The 17,827-nt window shown below is 33.8% G+C and carries 19 protein-coding genes; 8 read left to right on the top strand and 11 right to left on the bottom strand.

Features of this window, described 5'->3' with window-relative positions; genetic code table 11:
- Nucleotides 1–13 precede the first annotated feature (13 nt).
- Nucleotides 14–1,048 carry a PTS sugar transporter subunit IIC gene (locus tag NRK67_06245; protein ID UUV19106.1) on the bottom strand — a complete coding sequence of 345 codons (1,035 nt, stop codon included), beginning with the start codon at nt 1,046–1,048 and terminating at the stop codon, nt 14–16.
- A 255-nt stretch (nt 1,049–1,303) separates the two neighbouring features.
- Between NRK67_06245 and rpsB the strand changes: the two genes are divergently transcribed.
- From rpsB to frr, 4 genes are all read left to right on the top strand, one after another.
- Nucleotides 1,304–2,017, top strand: coding sequence for a 30S ribosomal protein S2 (gene rpsB, locus NRK67_06240; GenBank protein UUV19105.1), 714 nt, complete (start codon nt 1,304–1,306; stop codon nt 2,015–2,017).
- A 119-nt stretch (nt 2,018–2,136) separates the two neighbouring features.
- A complete protein-coding gene (gene tsf / locus NRK67_06235) occupies nt 2,137–3,021 on the top strand; it encodes a translation elongation factor Ts (protein ID UUV19104.1) in 885 nt (294 codons plus the stop codon).
- 83 nt (nt 3,022–3,104) lie between these two features.
- Nucleotides 3,105–3,818 (top strand): UMP kinase, encoded by a 714-nt coding sequence (gene pyrH, locus NRK67_06230; GenBank protein UUV19103.1) that lies wholly within the window; start codon nt 3,105–3,107, stop codon nt 3,816–3,818.
- A 36-nt stretch (nt 3,819–3,854) separates the two neighbouring features.
- Nucleotides 3,855–4,412 carry a ribosome recycling factor gene (gene frr, locus NRK67_06225; protein ID UUV19102.1) on the top strand — a complete coding sequence of 186 codons (558 nt, stop codon included), beginning with the start codon at nt 3,855–3,857 and terminating at the stop codon, nt 4,410–4,412.
- A gap of 54 nt (nt 4,413–4,466) precedes the next feature.
- Here the strand turns inward: frr and NRK67_06220 are convergent, their stop codons facing one another.
- The 6 genes from NRK67_06220 to NRK67_06195 form a co-directional block, all read right to left on the bottom strand.
- Nucleotides 4,467–5,135, bottom strand: coding sequence for a response regulator transcription factor (locus NRK67_06220; GenBank protein ID UUV19101.1), 669 nt, complete (start codon nt 5,133–5,135; stop codon nt 4,467–4,469).
- Between the two features lie 31 nt (nt 5,136–5,166).
- Nucleotides 5,167–6,552 (bottom strand): HAMP domain-containing histidine kinase, encoded by a 1,386-nt coding sequence (locus tag NRK67_06215; GenBank protein UUV19100.1) that lies wholly within the window; start codon nt 6,550–6,552, stop codon nt 5,167–5,169.
- A gap of 13 nt (nt 6,553–6,565) precedes the next feature.
- Nucleotides 6,566–6,931: a hypothetical protein gene (locus tag NRK67_06210; GenBank protein UUV19099.1), complete on the bottom strand. Its 366-nt coding sequence runs from the start codon at nt 6,929–6,931 to the stop codon at nt 6,566–6,568.
- A gap of 162 nt (nt 6,932–7,093) precedes the next feature.
- Nucleotides 7,094–8,344, bottom strand: coding sequence for an SLC13 family permease (locus tag NRK67_06205; protein UUV19098.1), 1,251 nt, complete (start codon nt 8,342–8,344; stop codon nt 7,094–7,096).
- A gap of 18 nt (nt 8,345–8,362) precedes the next feature.
- Nucleotides 8,363–9,505, bottom strand: a complete 1,143-nt coding sequence (locus tag NRK67_06200; GenBank protein ID UUV19097.1) for a glycerate kinase — start codon at nt 9,503–9,505, stop codon at nt 8,363–8,365.
- Between the two features lie 233 nt (nt 9,506–9,738).
- The gene (locus tag NRK67_06195; GenBank protein ID UUV19096.1) at nt 9,739–10,347 is read right to left on the bottom strand and encodes a hypothetical protein; all 609 of its coding nucleotides are present in this window, start codon (nt 10,345–10,347) and stop codon (nt 9,739–9,741) included.
- Between the two features lie 144 nt (nt 10,348–10,491).
- On the opposite strand from NRK67_06195, the gene NRK67_06190 reads away from it, so the two are divergent.
- Both NRK67_06190 and hcp (NRK67_06185) read left to right on the top strand, forming a co-directional pair.
- A complete protein-coding gene (locus NRK67_06190; protein ID UUV19095.1) occupies nt 10,492–10,986 on the top strand; it encodes a dCMP deaminase family protein in 495 nt (164 codons plus the stop codon).
- 137 nt (nt 10,987–11,123) lie between these two features.
- Complete coding sequence (gene hcp, locus NRK67_06185) at nt 11,124–12,791, top strand: hydroxylamine reductase (GenBank protein ID UUV19889.1); 1,668 nt, start codon at nt 11,124–11,126, stop codon at nt 12,789–12,791.
- 61 nt (nt 12,792–12,852) lie between these two features.
- On the opposite strand, the gene NRK67_06180 is transcribed toward hcp (NRK67_06185), so the two are convergent.
- Nucleotides 12,853–13,161 (bottom strand): hypothetical protein, encoded by a 309-nt coding sequence (locus NRK67_06180; protein ID UUV19094.1) that lies wholly within the window; start codon nt 13,159–13,161, stop codon nt 12,853–12,855.
- A gap of 159 nt (nt 13,162–13,320) precedes the next feature.
- Here NRK67_06180 and NRK67_06175 point away from each other — a divergent pair, with 159 nt between their 5' ends.
- Both NRK67_06175 and hcp (NRK67_06170) read left to right on the top strand, forming a co-directional pair.
- Complete coding sequence (locus tag NRK67_06175; protein UUV19093.1) at nt 13,321–13,563, top strand: SHOCT domain-containing protein; 243 nt, start codon at nt 13,321–13,323, stop codon at nt 13,561–13,563.
- 181 nt (nt 13,564–13,744) lie between these two features.
- Nucleotides 13,745–15,394 carry a hydroxylamine reductase gene (gene hcp, locus NRK67_06170; GenBank protein ID UUV19888.1) on the top strand — a complete coding sequence of 550 codons (1,650 nt, stop codon included), beginning with the start codon at nt 13,745–13,747 and terminating at the stop codon, nt 15,392–15,394.
- Nucleotides 15,395–15,447: 53 nt separating this feature from the next.
- On the opposite strand, the gene NRK67_06165 is transcribed toward hcp (NRK67_06170), so the two are convergent.
- Genes NRK67_06165 through NRK67_06155 form a run of 3 tightly spaced genes read right to left on the bottom strand, consistent with a single transcriptional unit; the run spans nt 15,448 to nt 17,797 of the window.
- Nucleotides 15,448–16,950 (bottom strand): carboxypeptidase M32, encoded by a 1,503-nt coding sequence (locus tag NRK67_06165; GenBank protein UUV19092.1) that lies wholly within the window; start codon nt 16,948–16,950, stop codon nt 15,448–15,450.
- 20 nt (nt 16,951–16,970) lie between these two features.
- Nucleotides 16,971–17,507: a hypothetical protein gene (locus NRK67_06160; protein UUV19091.1), complete on the bottom strand. Its 537-nt coding sequence runs from the start codon at nt 17,505–17,507 to the stop codon at nt 16,971–16,973.
- The gene (locus tag NRK67_06155; protein UUV19090.1) at nt 17,507–17,797 is read right to left on the bottom strand and encodes a hypothetical protein; all 291 of its coding nucleotides are present in this window, start codon (nt 17,795–17,797) and stop codon (nt 17,507–17,509) included. Before NRK67_06155 ends, NRK67_06160 begins: the two co-directional genes overlap by 1 nt.
- Between the last annotated feature and the right edge of the window lie 30 nt (nt 17,798–17,827).

Raw genomic sequence — 17,827 nt, 5'->3', positions numbered from 1 at the left:
CTTTTTTATTTATTTAAAGCTGCAGATCTCCGTATTTAATCCAGTTCTTTTTTCTCATAAATTCACTTATAAAATAAGTTAAAACTCCTGGAAGAACAAAGTGGAGGAGTAAAATTCCTAAGACTCCATCTGTACCCATGGTTTTAAAGGTACCTATCTGCCCAACCAATCCGGAAGTTCCCATTCCTGCACCAATTGAATTATTTCTCATTTGAAATACAGTGGTTGCTAGGGGTCCTAAAATAGCAGAAGTAAGGACAACAGGTAGAGCAACAATAGGTTTTTTTATAACATTAGGAACTTGCAGCATAGAGGTTCCTAATCCTTGAGAGACCAATCCTCCAACCTTATTTTCCCTATAGCTGGAAACTGCAAATCCGACCATATGAGTGGCACATCCGACTGTAGCAGCACCAGCTGCAATCCCTGATAATCCCAAAGAAATTGAGATAGCAGCACTAGAGATAGGCAGAGTTAGGATGATTCCCATTACCACTGAAAGAGTAATTCCCATAGGAATAGGGTGAAGGGTGGTAAGTGTATTTATAAATATCCCGACTTCTTTCATAAAATCCACCATAAAAGGTGAAACTAAGCTGGCTGCAAGTCCACCAGAAATAATGGTTAAAGAAGGAATTAGGAGGATATCAAATTTGGTTTTACCGCTTATCAATCGACCAACTTCGGCTCCTACAAGGGAAGCTATAAACGCTCCTACAGGTTCCCCTATAGTTATCCCGCCAGCAGCAGTGATAGTACCGGCTCCTAAAGCACCACAAATAATGGCAGAAAATATGGCCAAAGGGTGAACTTTTAAACTATAGGCTACTCCTGCACCAATAGCGGGACCCATCATCCATTGGGCTATCTGCCCATAGTGAGACAGGAAATTAAGCCCTGTATAAACCCCGATTTGTTTTAAGATAAGACCAATTATAAGGGATGAAAAAAGTCCCAAAGCCATACCATTTAATACCTTGGTAAGATAGGTTACTCCTGATTTGAAAATATTTTTGTTTTGTTCTAAACTGTTGATATTGGTTGTCATAATTGAACTCCTTTAATTTTTTACTTTAATAATTATATCATAAGCATCATAAAATTAAAAATGGATAAACGGTAATAATTTACTCACTTTAGTTGATTGAAAAAGATTGACTTTTTCTTACAAAAATGATATCATTAGTAGCTATTTAACACGTTAGGTATTTCTAGGGAAGGTGCCAGTTTATATTGGTCTCCTAGTTTCGAGCTTAACGGAAGTTTAAAAACCAAATACAAATATTCAAGGAGGAACACAAAAATGGCAGTAGTAACTATGAAACAATTATTAGAAGCAGGAGCACATTTCGGGCATCAAGCTAAGAGATGGAATCCAAAGATGGGGAAATATATCTTCACAGAAAGAAACGGAATCCACGTATTAGATTTACACAAATCTTTAAAGATGATCGAAGTTGCATATAACGTAATCAGAGACGTAGCAGCTGACGGTGGAGACGTATTATTCGTTGGAACTAAAAAGCAAGCTCAAGAAGCTGTAAAAGTACAAGCTGAAAGAGCAGGAATGTACTATGTAAACAACAGATGGTTAGGTGGAATGATGACTAACTACCAAACAATCAAAACTAGAATCGCTAGATTAAAAGAATTAGAAGCATTAGATGCAGATGGAACTTTAGATGCAGCTTACACAAAGAAAGAAGCTTCTATGTTAAGAAAAGAATTAGTAAAATTAGACAAGAACTTAGGTGGAATCAAAGATATGAAAGCAGCTCCTAAAGCAATCTTCGTAGTAGACGTTAAGAAAGAATTCTTAGCTGTTGAAGAAGCTAACAAATTAGGAATACCTGTAATCGCAATGGTTGACTCAAACGTTGATCCAGATCCTATCACATTCCCAATCCCTGCAAATGATGACGCTATCAGATCAGTAACATTAATGTCTACTATCATGGCTAACGCAATCATCGAAGGTAGAAAAGGTATGGAAGCAGCACCAGCTGAAACTAAGTAATTAAATACAAAAATAGAATTGAGTACTTTTGTACTCAATTCTTCTTGTATTAATATGTATATATACAATAATAAAAAAGTCGATTTGAGACTGTAACTATAAATTTTAGGAGGATTCAAATGAAAATCACAGCTAAAATGGTAAAAGAATTAAGAGAGATTACAGCAGCCGGAATGATGGACTGTAAGAAAGCATTAACAGAAAAAGAAGGTAATATGGAAGCAGCAATTGATTACCTAAGAGAAAAAGGAATGGCTAAAGCAGCTAAAAAAGCAGGAAGAGTAGCAGCAGAAGGAATGATCTTCGACGGTATATCTGAAGATGCAAAAACTGCAGTAGTTTTAGAATTCAACTCTGAAACTGACTTCGTAACTAAAAATGATGAGTTTGTTCAATTCGGAAAAACTGCTGTAAAATTAGCTTTAGAAAATGGTATTAAAACTGTTGAAGAGTTAAAAGCATTAGAAATAAATGGAGAAACAATCGAAACTTTATTAACTAACTTAATCGCTAAGATCGGTGAAAACATGAACTTAAGAAGATTAGAGACTGTTACTACTGAAGGTTTCGTAACTACTTATAACCATATGGGTGGAAAATTAGGAGTTATCATCGAAATGACTGGTGAAGCTACTGAAGTAAACGTAGAAAAAGCAAAAGGAATTGCTATGCACGTAGCAGCTATGGACCCTGGATACTTATGTCCAGAGCAAGTAACTACTGAAGACTTAAAGAAAGAGATGGAAATAGCAAGAGTTCAATTATTAGCTGAAGGGAAACCTGAAAAAATCATTGATAACATCTTAAAAGGTAAAGAAAGAAAGTTCTACGAAGAGTCTTGTTTAGTTAAGCAAGTTTACGTAAGAGCAGAAAATAAAGAAACTGTAGAGCAATTTGCAGGAGATATAACAGTAAAAGGATTCTCTAGATTTAAAGTTGGAGAAGGAATTGAAAAGAAAGAAGAAGATTTCGCAGCAGAAGTTGCAGCTCAACTTAACGCATAATTCTTTTAGGGGTATAACTTTTGTTATGCCCCTTTTTTTCGGCATAGAGACTAAAAAATACTTTTAAAAATCCAGGAGGAAATATGACACCAAAATATAAAAGAGTTCTTTTAAAATTAAGCGGAGAAGCTTTGATGGGAGAGCAGGAATATGGGATTTCATCTCACATGATAAATATGTTTTCTAAGCAAATAGTTGAATTAGCTAATTTAGGAATAGAAGTAGGAGTTGTTATTGGTGGAGGAAATATCTTTAGAGGCCTGTCTGGTGAAGAGCAGGGAATCGACAGAGTAACTGGTGACCATATGGGGATGTTAGCTACAGTAATCAATGCACTTGCATTACAGAATACAATTGAAAAATTAGGAGTTCAAACAAGAGTTCAAACAGGATTGGAAATACCTAAAGTGGCAGAACCATTTATCAAAAGGAAAGCTCAAAGACACTTAGAAAAAGGAAGAGTAGTAATATTTGGTGCAGGAACAGGAAATCCATATTTCACAACAGATACAGCAGCAGCCTTGAGAGCTATGGAAATAAATGCTGATATCGTAATGAAGGGAACTAAAGTAGATGGAATATTCGACAAAGATCCGGCTAAATATGCAGATGCAAAAAAATATGATACAATTACATATTCAGACGTTATAGCTCAAGGCCTTAAAGTGATGGATACAGCAGCAATTTCATTATGTATGGATAATGATCTTCCGATATTAGTATTCGATTCATTGGTGGATGGTAATATTAAGAAAGCAGTATTTGGAGAGGTTATAGGAACAACAGTAGTAAAATAACAGAGAAAGAATAAATTAATTGATGGAGGGAATAAGATGTCAAAATTATTAATAACAGAAACTAAAGAAAGAATGGAAAAAGCAATCGACTCAACAAAGCATAGATTTTCAACAATAAGAGCAGGTAGAGCCAATGTAGCTATGTTAGCTGATGTAAAAGTATCTCAATATGGAAGTGAAATGCCTTTAAATCAAGTAGGAAATGTATCTGCTCCAGAAGCAAGATTATTAGTTATCGATCCTTGGGATAAGACTGTAATTCCTGCAATTGAAAAGGCTATTAACTTAGCTAACTTAGGACTAACTCCTAATAATGATGGAAAAGTAGTTAGATTAGCTATACCTGAATTAACAGCTGAAAGAAGAAAAGAATATGCTAAGATGGCAAAAACTGAAGCAGAAGCTGGAAAAGTAGCAATAAGAGGTGTAAGAAAAGACATCAACAACAAATTAAGAAACGCTGAAAAAGATGGAGATATCACTCAAGATGAATTAAAAGCTTTTGAAGCTGATGTTCAAAAACTTACAGATGATTACATTAAAACAGTGGAAGATTTATTCAAGAAGAAAGAAAAAGAGATCACAACTGTATAAACTAAAGTAAAAGACCATTCGATTGAATGGTCTTTTTTTTATAATTTAAAGTTTTTATTTTTCTATTGTAAACCCTATTCCTCTGATAGTTTTTATCAACTTTACAGGGAACTCCTTATCTATCTTATCTCTTAAATATTTAATGTATACATCTAAGATACTGTCGCTTCCGTCATATCCCCAAACATTTACTAAGATCTTATTTCTAGTTAAAACTATGCCTTTATTTTCAATTAAGAATTTCAAGAGCTCAAATTCTGTTTTAGACAATTTGATATCCTTTTCACCTCTGATAGCTACGAATCTGGAAAGATCTAAAGTAAGGTCTTTAACAGTCATTTGATTAGTAGTATCCTGACGATGAATCTTTCTAAGATGTGCTTTGATTCTGGCAGATAATTCCAAAGATTCAAATGGCTTAGTCAGGTAATCATCAGCACCGAACTCAAAACCGGTAATCTTATCAGTAATGTCATCTTTAGCTGTAACCATGATAACTATAGTCTCAGGGTAGAATTTTTTGATCTCTTGGCATACCTTAGGTCCTTCGACCTTAGGAAGCATCCAGTCTAGAATAACTACATCATATGTTTTTTCTCTGATTTTATTTAAAGCTTCAAATCCATCATAGGCTACGTCTACCTTATAGCCTTCATATGTTAAGTGTAATTCCATTAAACGAGCTATCTTAGTCTCGTCTTCTACGATTAAAATATTATACATAAATTCCCCCTTATTATTGTTTGTAACCTTATTATATTGGAAGTTTAAGAGTTACGGTAGTCCCCTTATTGACTTCACTTTCTATAAAGATATGACCATTATGCATATCTACGATACTTTTTACGATAGAAAGTCCCAAGCCATTTCCACCGGTATTTTTTGTCCTTGCTTCATCTACTCTGTAAAATCTGTTAAACAACTTTGGAATATGTTTTTTAGGAATTCCAATCCCTTCATCTGAAACTTTGATTTTAAAATGACTTTTCCCTATTTCACAAGAAATAGTTATCTTTTTATTTTTTGGTGTATATTTTATAGAATTCTCCATGATAGCCCGAACTGCCTGTAAAATTAGTTTTTCATCTATAAATCCATGAAATTCAGGGAAGTTATGGATTGAATAAGAGTGTTTTTTATCTATCATTTTAAATTCTTTATAAACTCTTTTGAGTAAGCTAGAAATATCTACATCTGTTAAATTTAATTTATACCTAGTATTTTCTTCCCTTGCAATGAATAAAAGTTTTTCCATGAGGTCGGTCATGTTGAAAACCTCCCCCTTAATAGAGGAAAGAGCTTCCTCGGTGAGCTCCTTATTATCGATTCCCCATTGGTTGAGCAGGTCCACATATCCATTTATAATGGAAAGGGGAGTTCTCAGCTCGTGGGAAGCATCAGAAATAAATTTTGTTTGATTTTCAAAAGAGCGTTCCAATCTTTCCATCATATCATTTATAACTTTTATCAACCTTCCGATTTCATCATCATGGTTAGAAGCTTCAATTCTTTTATTTAAATTATGGAGATTTATTAATTCAGCAGTATCTGATATTGAATTTATTGGTTTTAAAGTTTTCTTTGCAAAAATAACTCCAGTAACGATGGAAAAAATAAAACCAACCAAATCAATTAGAAGCATTGTAGATGTTAGAGCATCTATAAGTGAATCAGAAGCTTTTAGATCACTGATTAATTGTATGTATATCGGTTCCCCAGAAGGAGCTTTTATCATGGTATTCAAATAGAAAAATCTATTTTTTTTCAATTTAATAAAGTGATACTCTCCTACCTGATCGAGATCGATGGTATAAGGAAGAGTAATCTTTTCAAAACTTTGATAAGTTTTTTCAGGAAATTTAATATTAACATATATCTGGTCTCTATGGGAACTTACTTTGTCTATAATATTTGAAATTTCTTTCTCTCCCAAGACGGTAGAATCAGAGATTATATTACTGACTTCTTCTAAGATAACTTCTTTTCTGGCAATAACAAGAGACTGCTCTAAGGTATTGATGTGTGTTGAAATAGAGACGTAGATAATAAGGTTTAATATCAATAGAGTCAAAACAAATGTAAGGGAAAAAGACATAGCTATCTTGGTGGAGATTTTGTTAAAAAAATTAAATTTTTTCATGGATAGTACTCCCTTATGGAATGTTTTTTTGATGTTCAAAATTATATTTTTTTGAATATAAGATCTTATTATTTAACGGAAAAAATTTAGATCTCACTATAATATCGATATTTTTATCGGTATTATAAAGGGCGTACTTAAGAATAAGATTAAATACGTGTTTATCAAACCTAAATTTATTATATCTATTCCAATGATAGTAATCTAAAATAGTCGGAATATAAAATTCTATGATAGCTTCAGACGGACCTATATTAATAGTATACTCTAAATTTAGAGTATTTAAACCATCAGTAAAAGAAATTTTTTCCAAAGATCCATAGGATGTAGAACAAATTAGAGTAAAAAGCATGAAAGTGAAGATTATTTTTTTGTTCATAGAGTATCTCCTAGTTATATTTTTAAAATTTAATATCTATTTATAATCATAACATTTTTAGGTTAGAATTTTCTTAGAAAAAATAAAAAAAGTAGAAAAAAGTAGTTTAGCCATTTTTAATGGAAAAACTACTTTTTTTATTTTAAAAAATATTCCTATAAATTATAAGATAATTCCATAGATAATTGTAGAAGTTGCAGCTAGTACAAATCCTACTGCTGATTCATATGGAATTAATTTTAGTCTGTCGCTGAATCTGGTAGAAGTACATCCTGCTGTAGCATGGAAGAAAGATCCATGAGGAAGGTGATCTAACACTGTTGCACCGGCATGAAGCATAGCTGCTCCATAAAGACCATTGATCCCGGCGGCCATAATAGTAGTAGCAAATGTAGCTGAAGCCACGGCTGTACCAGCTGTAGTAGAAGCGGTAGCGGCAGACATTAAACTTCCTGCTATGGGAGCTAATAAAAATTCGGGTAATCCCATACTATTTAAAGCGTTTAAAACCACATCTTTTAAAGTAGAGTTAGAGATAATACCTGCAATTGTACCTGTTCCCATTAATATGATAGCAACTCCAGTCATCTTAGATAATCCATAGGACATATAAGTTTTTAAGTGGGGTAATTTACCCATAGCAGCACAACCAATAATTCCTCCTGCAGGAAGAGCTATAAGCGGGTCTACAGAGATCCCGGCAATAGGTCTGAGAGCCAGTAATCCAATTGTAATTATTGGCCCCAGGATAGCAGGTAAAAATCTAGGGAGCTCTTTTTCAATCTCATGTTCATCGGATTCAGAGACCATTCCACCCTTGCTGATCAGAGTCTTAGCTATTAGTACTGTGGCAACGAGTCCAAAGAGAGCTGGAATTATGTTAGCTCCCATCAGTGATGATAATTCCACGTGGAAATTTTCTGCTGCTGCTATGGTATTGGGGTTAGGAGATATAATATTTCCTGATTTTCCGCCACCAATCATAGCCAGCAAGATAGCCATCTTAGATAAATTCAACCTCTTGGCAATAGCAAGAGCTATAGGGGAAACGGTGATAACTGCTACATCTACAAATACTCCTACAGAAGTAAGGATAAGTGTTGCCAAGGCAAGGGCTAAAAGAGCTCTCTTTTCACCTAATTTTTTGATAATAGTTTCTGCAATCTTTCCTGCAGCTCCTGACTCAATCAATACACCGGCTAAAACTCCGGCTGTTAAGATCCTTAATACTGCTGGTGTAATTCCCTTGGCTCCATCTACCATAAGTGACACTGTTTCCGGTAAGCTTGCTCCGCCAGCCAGACCACCAATCAGTGCTCCGATAATAAGTGAGTATGCCGGTTGATTTTTTTTGATAATTAAAAATATTGCGATGACCAATCCTAAGACTGCTCCAAATGCTGATACTTGCATATTTTTTCCTCCCTATTTTTATTTTTTTATTATTTTTATAAGTCTAAAAATTTCCTCTATATTTTTTTCTACTAAACCGCCTGCTCTTTTTGGATCCATGGCTTCTTCTAGTGTCATAGGATAGTTCATAATAGAAAAAACAGAATCAATTCCGTGATTATGTACTTCTCCAGCGTCATCTGCTACACCACCAGCTATTGCTATAACCGGTATATTGTATTTTTTAGCTAATTTTGCTACTCCTACAGGAGCTTTACCCATAACAGATTGAAAATCCATCCGACCTTCTCCCGTTATAACAAAATCAACTCCTTCTAATTTTTCCTTTAGTTTAACTTCCTCCAAAACTATATCGATACCAGGTTTTAATTCACCATCTAAAAAAGCAAGGAATCCTCCTCCGAGACCACCAGCTGCTCCAGCCCCGGGAACGTCAGAAATATCTTTATCTAAGAGTTTTTTTATTGTTTCAGAAAAGTCTTTTAAACCGCTATCCAGTTCTAAAACCATCTTATCGTCGGCACCTTTTTGCCTTCCGTATACATGGGCAGCTCCATTTAATCCGTAAAATGGATTATCTACATCACAGGCAATTAAAAATTTACACTCTTTAATCTCAGGGAGCAGTTCAGACATATCTATTTTTTTTACTCTAGATAACTGTTTACCCCCGTGGCCTAATTTCATATTGTTTTCATCATAAAATTTTACTCCAAGAGCTTTCATCATTCCTATTCCGCCATCGTTGGTAGCACTTCCGCCTATTCCTACAAGAAATTCACGACACCCCTTGGTTATGGCATCTTTTATCATCTCTCCGGTACCATAAGTTGTAGTTTCCATAGGATTTCTTTGATCAGAAGGAACCAGGGGTAGACCAGATGCTGTAGCCATCTCTATCACGGCAGTTTTTTGATCTCCTAATATTCCATATCTAGCTTTTATAGGAAGTAGTATAGGACTTGCAGCTGTGATCTCCACATAACGTCCTCCGGTTCCATCAACTAAAGCTTCGATAGTTCCCTCTCCTCCATCGGCTACAGGAACTTTTATTATATCTGCATCTTTATAGACTTTTTTTATACCATCCTCTATTCTGTAAGCCAGTTCATTAGATGACAAACTTCCTTTAAAGGAATCCATAGCAATTAAAACTTTCATTTTACCTCCCATTCTACTAGTGTGAAAAATGTTCATAAAAAGGAATTTTTCACTTATTGTCTTACACTTTATGGTTTATTATACTATATTTGTAGAAAATGTCAATAGTTGTCTTACAATTTTTCAATAATAGTAATTTAAAAGGTATTTTTTTGAACTGGATAATAAAATAAATTAAAAAGGGGCTTTACCTGCCTTTGACAGGTAAAACCCTCGGTTTAAAAAAAATTTATTTAAATTAGGTGTTCAATCTCTTCGAACAGGTTAAAACTGATGAATATACCTAAGATAATCAGAACTATCCCAATGACCTTAGTATATCTATCCCTATGTTTTTCCTTGAACTGCAAAGGCAGAAAATTAAATAAAGTAACCGGTATAATCAACCCTATTATATAGGGTAAGATTATAAAAAAATTTAAATAGGAGTTTGTTTTTGAGATTAAAGGAACCATTGGGATAAATATGTGAGCAAAGGATTGGATCCATGAAAAAACAATGAAAACTCCTACTAAAACAGGATTTGTATTTTTTATCCTCTCCACAGTGAGTAGAAGATGGGAGTGTTTATGCTTTATAATACCCAAGAACATAAGTCCAAAGAGAATAAACATTATTCCAATAATATAATTGAATATCTTTTGATGAAAGATGTGAGTTAAAAGATCGGTAAAAAAAAGGAATGAAAAATTGATAATAATTATTCCTAAGATACTGCCTAAAATAAATTTTTTCCTATCTCTGACCAAAAACAAAGCAGCATAAAATGTAGTTATAGTCCCGATAAAACATGGGTGAAAAAATCCTGAAATCCCTAAAGTAAAGGCGATGAAATAGATCATGGACACACCTCCTAATTTTTTTATTCTAAGGTTATATACTGAAATTATTAAAAAAATCCTTTATAGAACAAGATAATAACTTTATGGTTTGAGTAAGATATAGTATAATTTAAACTATAAAATAATGGTACAGGAGGGTGTATTATGAAAAAAAGAGAGGATTATCTCAGCTGGGATGAATATTTTATGGGGATAGCAGTTTTATCCGGCCAGAGAAGTAAAGATCCCAGTACTCAGGTGGGAGCTTGTATAACAAATGAAGAGAAAAAAATTGTTGGAGTGGGGTATAATGGTTTTCCTAAGGGCTGCTCCGATGATGAGTTCCCGTGGGGAAGAGATGGAGGGTTTTTAGAGACTAAATACCCATTTGTAATGCATGCAGAACAAAATGCTATATTAAACAGTATAAAAAATTTAAAAAATTGTACTATATATGTAGGTTTATTCCCGTGCCATGAGTGTGCTAAATCGATAATTCAAAGTGGAATAACTAATGTGGTTTATCTTTCGGATAAATATGACGGAACAGATTCTAACAAGGCGTCTAAGATGCTTTTAGGCAGTGCAGGGGTAAAATATACTAAATTAATTCCAAGAAAGATGGAGATATCCATCTCTTTAGATGCAAATTTAATTTAATTTTAAAATCGGTAACTTATGTTACCGATTTTTTTCTTTTCTTACTGATATAATCAATTATAGAAAATAAGAAAGAGGGAGAAAAAATGTTTAATAAATTAAAAAAATTATTTAATAAAAAAAATGGAGGAGATAATATGTCAATGTTTTGTTACCAATGTCAAGAAACAGCAAAAGGAACTGGATGTACAATAGCAGGTGTCTGTGGGAAGAAGCCGGAAACTTCTAATTTGCAGGATTTATTAATATATACAGCTAAATCAATAGCTATTTTAAGAGAGGGAATTGATTTAGAGACAAGAAAATCTTGTGGTTGTTGTGAAGGAATTGATTACTATATAACAAATGCATTATTTACTACTATAACAAATGCTAACTTTGATGACGAGGCTATCGCAGCTCAAATTACAGAAGGTTTAGCATTAAGAGAAAAATTAAAAGCTAACTTCATTAAAAAGGGAAGAACTCCTAAAAGATTAGAAAATCATGATGCATTAACGTTTTCCGTAGAAACTATGGAAGAGATGCAGGCTAAATCATTATCAGTAGGAGTATTAGCAACTGAAGATGAAAATATCAGATCACTTAGAGAACTTACTATATATGGATTAAAAGGAATGGCAGCATACTACGAGCATTCAGTAAACTTAGGATATAAGAAGCAAGAGATCGTAATGTTTATAGAAAAAGCTTTAGTATCTACATTAGATGATACTTTAGGATTAGACGAATTAGTAGCATTAGTATTAGAAACTGGAAAATACGGTGTAGACGTAATGGCATTATTAGACAGTGCAAATACAGGGAAATTCGGAAATCCTGAATTAACTGAAGTAAACATCGGGACAAAATCAAATCCTGGAATCTTAATTTCTGGACATGATCTTAACGATATAGTTCAATTATTAGAGCAAACAAAGGGAACTGGAGTAGATATCTATACTCATTCAGAGATGTTACCGGCTCATTACTACCCTGAGTTAAAAAAATATGATCACTTAGTAGGAAACTACGGAAACGCATGGTGGAAGCAAAAAGAAGAGTTCGAATCATTTAACGGACCGATCTTATTCACAACAAACTGTATAGTTCCTCCAAAAGCAGGAGCATCATATGAAGGTAAAGTATTCACTACAAATGCAGCTGGATACCCAGGATGGGTTAGCATCAAAGAAGATGAGAATGGAAATAAAGATTTCTCTGAAATCATTGAAATGGCAAAAACTTGTGAAGCACCAACTCAAATTGAAGAGGGAACTATCGTAGGTGGATTCGCTCATGAGCAAGTATTCGCATTAGCTGATAAAGTAGTAGATGCAGTTAAAACTGGAGCAATTAAGAAGTTCTTCGTAATGGCAGGTTGTGACGGAAGGATGAAATCAAGAGATTATTATACAGAATTTGCAGATAAGTTACCGAGTGATACAGTAATATTAACGGCAGGTTGTGCAAAATATAGATATAACAAATTAGATTTAGGAGATATCGGTGGAATCCCTAGAGTATTAGATGCAGGACAATGTAATGACTCTTACTCTTTAGCTTTAATAGCTCTTAAATTAAAAGAAGTATTTGAATTAAACGATGTAAATGAATTACCGATTGCATATAACATTGCATGGTACGAGCAAAAAGCAGTAATCGTATTATTAGCTCTATTACACCTAGGTGTAAAGAATATTCACTTAGGACCAACATTACCAGGATTCTTATCTCCGGCAGTAGTAAACGTATTAGTTGAAAACTTTGGGATAGCAGGAATCGGATCTGTAGAAGATGATATCAAATTATTCATGGGTGAGTAATTTATAGTTATAGAATAATAAAAAGACCTAGATAAAATCTAGGTCTTTTTGCTATTTTTGTTTACATATCGATTTTTGAATCATTAAGTTTATCGTAGTGAATGGTAGATACTAAGGTTCCATCTGAATATTCATTCTCAAAATGAACCTTTCCTATCCTGGAATTACCTTTGCTGTTCACAGGATCTGATTCATATCTTACTAAAACTTTTCCTGTAAATAAAGTGTTATTACTTAATTTATAATACACTTTATTTTTTTTATTTACTTTAGGAGTAAAATTGTCCTTGTTTTGCTGGGTATATGCAAACATTAAGACTACAAAAAGAACCCCTGCTATAATCATATTTCTTCTGATATTGATCTCCATAATTTTCCTCCTAATTAAATTAATAACTCTTTATAGATATATTTTATGAGATCATTGTGAAGAGAGTGTGAAGGCAGGAAGAGATCTCATTTTTAAATTTCACTTAACTTTCACATAGACAGGTTAGAATATTAATATAAAATAAGGGAGGGGATTAGTATGATGCATGGATATAGTTTTGGGAGCTCTATGTTTATGGGAGGAGGGATTTTTATGTTTATATTTTGGATATTGATTGCAGTAGTTATAATTTCGATGTTTAGTGGCAGATTCACAGGAAATGGATCTAAATCAGGAAGTGATACAAAGGAAACCCCCATGGAGATATTGAAAAAAAGATATGCTATGGGTGAGATAACAGAAAGTGAGTATGAAGAGATGAAGGAAAAGTTGAGAGATTAAAAAAATAAAAAGGAATTATAAATTATATCCCGTATATATTGTAACGATATATTAATTTTAATGGAGGGGATATGAGATGGCATGGGATAGATTAAAAAGATTTTTTGCAAAGGAAAAGGAGTTGGCCAAGGAAGTGGAAGAGGAAGTAAAACACATCCTTGTAAAAGATGAAAAAGTACCGATGTTTTGTTATCAATGTCAGGAAACTGCAAAGAACACAGGCTGTACAGTAGCAGGTGTCTGTGGAAAACAACCTGAAACGTCTAATTTACAGGATTTACTTATCTATACCTTAAAGGGAATATCAATCTTGAGGGAGGGGCAACCATTAGAGCATAGAGATGACTGTGAGATCTGCAAGGGAGTAGATTATTTTATTACTAATTCATTATTTATCACAGTTACGAATTCTAATTTTGATGATGATGCCATTGCAGTAGAGATAAAAAAAGGACTTGAAATCAGAGAGGGTTTAAAAGAGGGAGGTTGTGTACCTAAGAGATTAGCTGATCATGATGTACTTACATTTACAGTAGATACCATGGATGAGATGCAGAAAAAAGCTCTGAGTATAGGGGTACTATCTACTGAAAATGAAGATGTAAGATCCTTGAGAGAACTTACAATATACGGACTGAAAGGAATGGCTGCTTACTATGAACATGCAAATAATTTAGGGTATAAAAATAAAGAGATAGTAATGTTTATAGAAAAGGCATTGGCATCTACATTAGATGATACTCTGTCGGTAGATGATTTGGTGGCATTGGTATTAGAAACAGGTAAATTTGGTGTAGAAGCAATGGCACTATTGGATAAAGCAAATACTGAAACATTTGGAAATCCTGAAATAACAAATGTTAATATAGGAGTTGGGACTAATCCGGGAATATTAGTCTCTGGACATGATCTTAACGACATGGTTCAATTATTGGAGCAGACAGAAGGAACAGGTGTAGATGTCTATACCCATTCAGAGATGCTGCCGACTCATTATTATCCAAAACTAAAAAAATTCAAGCATCTGGTGGGTAACTATGGAAATTCATGGTGGAAACAAAAAGAAGAGTTTGAAACTTTCAACGGACCTATCATCTTTACGACTAACTGTATAGTACCTCCTAAGGTAGGAGCATCTTATGATGGTAAGGTGTTTACTACAAATGCCGCAGGATACCCGGGATGGGGCAGAATACAGGTAAATGCAGATGGAACAAAAAACTTCTCTAAAGTTATAGAGATGGCGAAAACTTGTAAGGCACCTACTCAGATTGAAGAGGGAGCTATCGTAGGTGGATTTGCCCACGAGCAGGTATTTGCACTAGCTGATAAAGTGGTAGATGCAGTTAAGAGTGGCGCAATCAAAAAGTTCTTCGTAATGGCAGGTTGTGACGGAAGGATGAAATCAAGAGATTATTATACAAAGTTTGCAGATAATTTACCAAAGGATACAGTGATCTTGACAGCAGGTTGTGCAAAATATAGATACAACAAATTAGCATTAGGGGATATCGGTGGGATTCCTAGAGTATTAGATGCAGGACAATGCAATGACTCTTATTCTTTAGCTCTTATAGCTCTTAAATTAAAGGAAGTGTTTGAGTTAGAAGATGTAAATGAATTGCCGATTGCATATAATATTGCATGGTATGAGCAAAAAGCAGTAATTGTATTATTAGCTCTATTATCATTAGGTGTGAAGAATATCCACTTAGGACCAACATTACCAGGATTCTTATCTCCAACAGTTGCAGATGTATTAGTTAAAAACTTTGGAATAGCAGGAATCGGAAGTGTCGAGGATGATATCAAATTATTTATGGGTGAGTAGACCTTGCTTAACAGCATAAAAAAAAAGAGCGATTTTATCGCTCTTTTTTTAGTCTATACTTCGTATAAGTTACTGTATTTTTCGATTAAATAGTCTACATAATATTTTGAATTAGGAGTCTCTCCAGTGGCAATCTCCATAATTTCATTGGGATCTTTTAATTTTCCGTATTTATGGATATTTTCTCCTAAATATTCTTTAATTTTTTCTAACTTTCCTTCTTTTAAGAGTGTATCTACATCTAATTTATCTCTCATTGTGTTCATTATTTGAGAAGCATTGGCACTTCCCAGAGCGTAAGATGGGAAATATCCAAATAACCCGGCAGCCCAATGGACGTCCTGCAGAACACCATCAGAATCGTTAGGAGGGGTTACTCCCAGATATTTTTTCATTCTCTCATTCCAAATTTTAGGCAGCTCCTCAGGGGCAATCTTCCCTTCAATAAGTTCCTTTTCAATCTCATATCTGAGGATAATATGTAATGAATAAGTCAGTTCATCGGCTTCAACTCTAATCAGGTCCGACTGGCTCTTATTGATGGCTTTATAAAATTCTTCTAAAGTAACACCTTTTAAATTTTCAGGGAAAGCCTCCTGTAATTGTGGGTAGATCGGGATCCAAAATTCCAAACTTCTGGCAATTAAATTTTCATATAATCTAGACTGTGATTCATGGATACCCATGGAATTTCCACCGCCTAATCTGGTTTCCCAGATGTCCTCCCCTATGTTTTGCTCGTAGAGTGAGTGACCTGATTCGTGGATAGTTCCAAAAAGAGATGGCTGTAAATCATCTAAGAAATATCTGGTAGTCATTCTCACGTCATATTTGTTGAGTCCCATAGAAAATGGATGTGCACTTTCTTTCAATAAACCTCTTTCGAAATCAAATCCAAGATATTTTGCTATAAATATAGAAAATTCTTTTTGTTTTTCGATAGAATAATCCAATTTTAAAAGATCATTAGAGATAAAATCTTTCTTTTGGTTGATCTTTAAGATGAGGGGAACAAGTTTATCCTTTAAATTTTCAAAAAACACATCCAGCTGCTTAACAGTTATTCCAGGCTCATAGTCATCTAGAACAGCATCATAGGGATGCTCTTTATACCCTTTATAGTTTACATATTTTTGTTTATATTGGATGATCTTCTTTAAGTAGGGTAAAAATAATGAAAAATCATTTTTCTCTCGTGCTTCAGCCCATATGGGCTGGGCCTTAGATAGAAGTTCACTATACTCTTTATACTCATTTAGAGGTATTTTTTTTATATTTTCAATATCTTTTTTAGTTTCAATAATAATTTTTATATGGATGGCATCTAAAAGATCTAAATTTTCTAGTAAAAGATCTAAATTTTTATTGAATTTGTGATCAGTTAAAATTTTATGAGATTCACCACTGTAAAAACCTAAAACTTTAGAAGCTTTCCTGATCCCTTCCTTAGGTGCTCCAGTTTCTAAATCCCAGTAAATAATTGATGATGCATAGTCATAATTACTTAGTTCCTCTAACTTATTGATTACATAATCCAGTGCTTCTTGATATTTCATTTTCTCCCCCCATGATCTGTTTATTTTTTATCTAAAATCAAATTATTTAAAGATGATTCTTTTTTCCTTTTAGATGGGTCGATCAGACCGTACTCAACCATTAACTTCGAATCGGTTAAGTTGTTGTTGTTGTCAAAATAATCCTGTCCAATAAATGAAACGTAGGTAGAACCTACAATCCAGGTATGTTCATTTCCTCTGATAGAAAAATTATCGTAGTTTTCTTCAAAGGGAGTGGAGTTTGGTTCACCCCATTTTTCTGAATAATCTTTGAATAATCCTTCTACATCAGCTGATCTGACCTTAGTTGTATCAAAGACCGTTACTATCTTATAAAGCTGGTTCTCCACTAGATAAAAAACTACCTTACCCATATTTGTATCTTTTGGATAGTAGTTATACTTTGTGACTTCATTGCTGGTTGTAAACTCACTTTCCACCTCAGGATAGAAACCTTTGATGGCATCTATAGTAAATCCCCATCCTAAACTTTCAAAATTCGGAATGGCAAAGGTTAAGCATGTTGTTAAAAAAAATAGTGTTATAATTTTTTTCATTAGTTTTTCTCCTCAAGACCAATGGACTTTGCCTTTTTTAGGAGCTGAGTCGAAATATCTTCGATAAGTCCCTGAGTACTGAACTCCTTAAATATTTTAATGTTATCTATGATGTAAAGAGTATCTTCGATCTTCATCCTACCGCAGCCAATGGGCATTCCAAAATCGTATAAGATAGCATAGTATGAATCTTTAACCTCTTCAACCTGAGCTTCTCTAGTAACCTCTTTCATTATTCTAGAGTAGGACATAAACATAAGCGGTCCCTTTCCAACTTCTACTTTAAACATATATTCCTCCTGATTTTTTAATTTTATACT

Source organism: Fusobacteria bacterium ZRK30 (assembly GCA_024628785.1).
Taxonomy (GTDB): domain Bacteria; phylum Fusobacteriota; class Fusobacteriia; order Fusobacteriales; family Fusobacteriaceae; genus Psychrilyobacter.
The sequence above is the reverse complement of the archived record's forward strand: the minus strand, read 5'-3'. Positions and strand labels throughout refer to the sequence as shown.